Annotated in this window: 3 protein-coding genes; all 3 read right to left on the bottom strand. The window is 37.2% G+C overall.

Going from position 1 to position 3,973, the window contains the following annotated elements:
• On the bottom strand, window positions 1–878 hold an 878-nt coding region (locus tag QZ562_RS20150; protein WP_293764314.1), incomplete at its 3' end, for a glycosyltransferase family A protein.
• A 57-nt stretch (window positions 879–935) separates the two neighbouring features.
• Window positions 936–3,503 (bottom strand): hypothetical protein, encoded by a 2,568-nt coding sequence (locus tag QZ562_RS20145; RefSeq protein WP_293764312.1) that lies wholly within the window; start codon window positions 3,501–3,503, stop codon window positions 936–938.
• Between the two features lie 4 nt (window positions 3,504–3,507).
• Window positions 3,508–3,973: GNAT family N-acetyltransferase (locus tag QZ562_RS20140; protein WP_293764310.1), on the bottom strand; the 466-nt coding region annotated here is incomplete at its 5' end.

Below are 3,973 nucleotides of genomic sequence, written 5' to 3'. Positions count from 1 at the left end.
CCTAAAAAAGTGCCTAACGCCCTTGCAGGAAAATAAGTGATATAAAATAACAATATATTCAAAATAGATACATCTGCTTTGGCAATTCGCCATAACCTCATTGTATAAGCACACACTGGCATTAACGCCATAAATAATGATGTAACCAGCATACCCGTAAAGCCCAAAACTAAGCTCAATAGAGACAACAATAAACATATCAGAATAAAGGGAGGAACGATAATGCTTGGCCACTCCCTTAGTGGAATTTTTCTTCCTTCTAATGACTGCAAATTTGATTGACCTCGCCATACTTCCTTAGAAAACATGGCAACAAATTGTTTATCTTCTCCTAAATGAGTGTAACTTGCAGACGATGAGTAAAACAACGCTCCTATTTTGGATGCTTTGTCAGTAAAAAAATAATCCTCGCAGGTGACTAAATGCTCTGGAAATCCGCCGATTTTATAAAATGATTTTTTACTCATGAAAAGGTTTCTTCCAGGTAAAAAACTCACATTCTTGTCCACTTCTATGTTGCTCAGGTGTGTTCTAATCTTTTCAAGTGGTGGGGATGATTGTTTACAAATTTGTACCGCGCTGGTAATGATTCTATTTTTGTTTGTCGAAAGTTCCGACAACATGCTTTCAACCCAGTTATTAGACAAAAATATGTCTGCATCTAGAAACGCCAAAAACTCTCCCGTTGAATTCTTTACACCAAAATTTCTAAGGGCAGAGATAGTTTCGTGCTCTGGTCTGATAAAGGTTTTAACCTTTACGCCTAAACTGGATAATGTCACTTCGCTGATGCTTGGAGTTTGACTCACAATAATGATTTCAATGTTTGATAAATCAAAGCTTTGTTGTCCCACAGATTCTATTGTTTCTAGTAACATTTCGAACCTTCCCTTGTGGGGAATGATAAATGAGATAAGAGCCAAATTGATGTTATCCTATTTTTTTAAGCGTTTTTTTAGCCAATTAACTTCGTTCATTAAAGAAAATTTTGAAATTCGATTTAATATCACAGTTAGTAAAGCCAATAAGGCAGGCCTTCCTTCATAACGAGCTATGGGCCAAACAAATCCTGGGCCTTTGAAAGACGAAATATTAATTTTATTCTTATAGAAATCTAACGCATCATAATTTTGTAAAATTAGCGCTAGGATTCGAGTATACGTTTTGGTAGACGAACTGTTAAGTCTGTTTAATATATCATTTTCAAAATATAGGGCTTTATCCAAGTAGACTGGGTTACTCTTGTCACTATAGTAATAAGCCGCTGCAAAAATATGGACTTTTCTTAAGTCTTGACCTGTCCACGTGTCGTTGGGGTATTCAAGTATGTCTGGATTAGTCAAATAAGGCACTTCAAATACTGTCATCCATCGGGCAAAGTTAAGTAGACTATCTCTACAATAATAGAAGGGATCATCCAGTTGATGTAGTCTTTCTTTGATGCCTAAATAGCGGCAAACAGCTTGTAGGATAACGGTATAAAACCAAGTGTTTTCCACATTTTGTAAATTACGATTATTAATATCTTCATTAGGATGAAAGCTAAATAGTAATACTTGTTCTGCTTGGCTTAAGTATTCGATGTTGTTGGTCAGCTCGTAGCTGTCAAGCAAAGCGACCACATAATTAGCTACGCCTCTATCGAGTGGATATTGTCCAGAAAAATGATTTTTAAGGCCTGCCACCTGTCTATTTCTAAACGCTAAGAGTAGTTCTAAGCATGTTCCAGAGCCTTCGTATACGTTACCTATCCAATGTGTCAATGAAAGGACAGCATCTTTAGATGGCTCATGGGCAGTCAATAAATAATGCACCATCAACCCAGTGGTATAACAGTGTTGTCCTCCAGGACCACCACCACCAGCATGATCTTGATATGCATCACTTGGTTGATGTTTTGAATAAGATCTATGTGACGCCGTATATGCTTGGAGATAATGGTCGGTGTGCCAGAATAGGCCCCCGTTATATTCGACTTTATCTTCAGTTGTGTGATAGATATCTATGTCAACGACATGTTTTGCTAGATCATCAGCGAGTTCAAACCATTTTGCATTTCCGCTGACGATATATTGTTTCAGAAATCCGTATAGTGGATCATATTGATTATTATAATGAGATACAAACGTTTCGGTTCCTTGATAACCAGCAGTCTCATGGTCGGCATAAAGCTCGCCAAAATTTCGCCACCCAAACTCATCCAAAGTTTCTCTTTTTTCAAAAAAATTATTATCCCCTTCAACACCCTTTTGGATCAGGTTTTCCCAGTCTTTTTTTAGATTCTGAGTGTCGAAAAGTTGACCCAAAAAAGACTTGTTGAGCCAGTCCTTGTCCATGGTGGTTGAATTAACGTTATGTACCCAGTTTACATGTGACTTATTTTCACCAAAAGCCAGCCAAATTTCATATGTTTTCCTTTCGCCAGGTTGTAACTCATGATGAAAATTATACTTTTCGGGAAACAAAGAAAACAGTACTTCGTTATATTTTGTACTTATTGAGGCAGGAAAATTCTGCCAAAAATTCTTTTGAGTTATGAAAGTATCGGATGCTATAGATATGATGGGCGTTGCTCGAGAACCTGATGAAACAACTTTATTATCAATGCATAAGGTGTAACCGTTGGTTTCTAGCGGGATCTTTCCGGAGTGATCGATATGTGCGGGGCTGTTCCAATTTATTCCACCACTGGCATTTTGGTTTATCGTCGTAAGGCCTGTTGATTGTATAGCCTTACCTTGGTCGCTTTCTAACCAATAACTGATGTTAGGATTACTCTCATGAGTATTTAATTTTAAATTTAAGGATTTAAAAAAGAACGAATTTCGATCTCCTAGATCCCAATGACCGTTTGCGTGTTTTGCTGCTTTTGGGTTATGCAGGGTATACTTAATACTCATGTGATTCGATGCGTCATAAAATGTAAAGTTCACTTGGAACAAACAACTGACTTGAGCTTTGGCATCTAGGAATGAGCCATTGATTATAAGTTCCACAGTCGTCATGGCCTTACAACCTAGACTATTGTGTTTGATAGTTGAATAGCTAATAAACTTTGGCCTCAATGAAAGGCTTGAATCATCCATTAAGTTTATCGTACCCATTTGCTGGGTCTTGTTCTTCAGGCATTGAAACGTAAAGTCAGTGCTATGCAACTCATAGGTAAACTCAAAAGAATGGCTTTTTAGTACGATGCTATCACCGCTAGAGTTGACTAGTAATGAGTCAGTGTCTTCTAGCCCATCTGGTACGTACTGCTTAATAACCACATCAAAACAATCTATATTTTCCGTGCTACAGTGAAAAGTGATATGAACAGATTTAATACTTCCGTCATGCCATTTAGCGGTGGTTTTTGCGCTCGAATTAAGAGTGTTGTTATCGACCTCAATTGATAATTGCTCAAGTGAGTGAAACATTCCCAAAGGGGCAGGGAAACCAAATTGAACTAATGGTGTATTGGATGCAAGATTTAATTGGATTGGAATTCGTGTGACTTGCAACTGATTATTCTCTATTTATATGTTGAAGTGGTAGCAGACTTTTCAAATAGCGTAGTTTTTGTAAAAAATGATTTAATTTAGACGGTTTTAAGAAACAGACCAGCTCCTGAATGCTATCACTATTGTTGCTCATTGATTTCTTATACCTAGCATCCCCCGCCAAAAAGCTATAAGTTTTGATGCCATTACTGAGCGCTAGCTGAATTAATAGGGTGTGAGCTACCAACCCAATTTTAATTTTGTTGTCGGAGTGAGTTTCCATTCCAGATAAATAAAAGTACCAACTATGGTTGTTTTTTAACAGGTAAATAAATGCAAGTGGTTTGCCACTTATTTCCAGCGAATAAATACCAGTATAGCAGTTATCAATATCACCAAATATAATCTGTTTGTGAAATTCAACAAATACCGTGTTATCAAAACCACTTCCTGTTGCTGTTTGCCGCCATTTTTTTTGGTGTAATTTACAC

The organism is uncultured Paraglaciecola sp. (assembly GCF_913058035.1).
Classification (GTDB): domain Bacteria; phylum Pseudomonadota; class Gammaproteobacteria; order Enterobacterales; family Alteromonadaceae; genus Paraglaciecola.
This window is presented reverse-complemented; position numbering and strand designations above follow the sequence as displayed.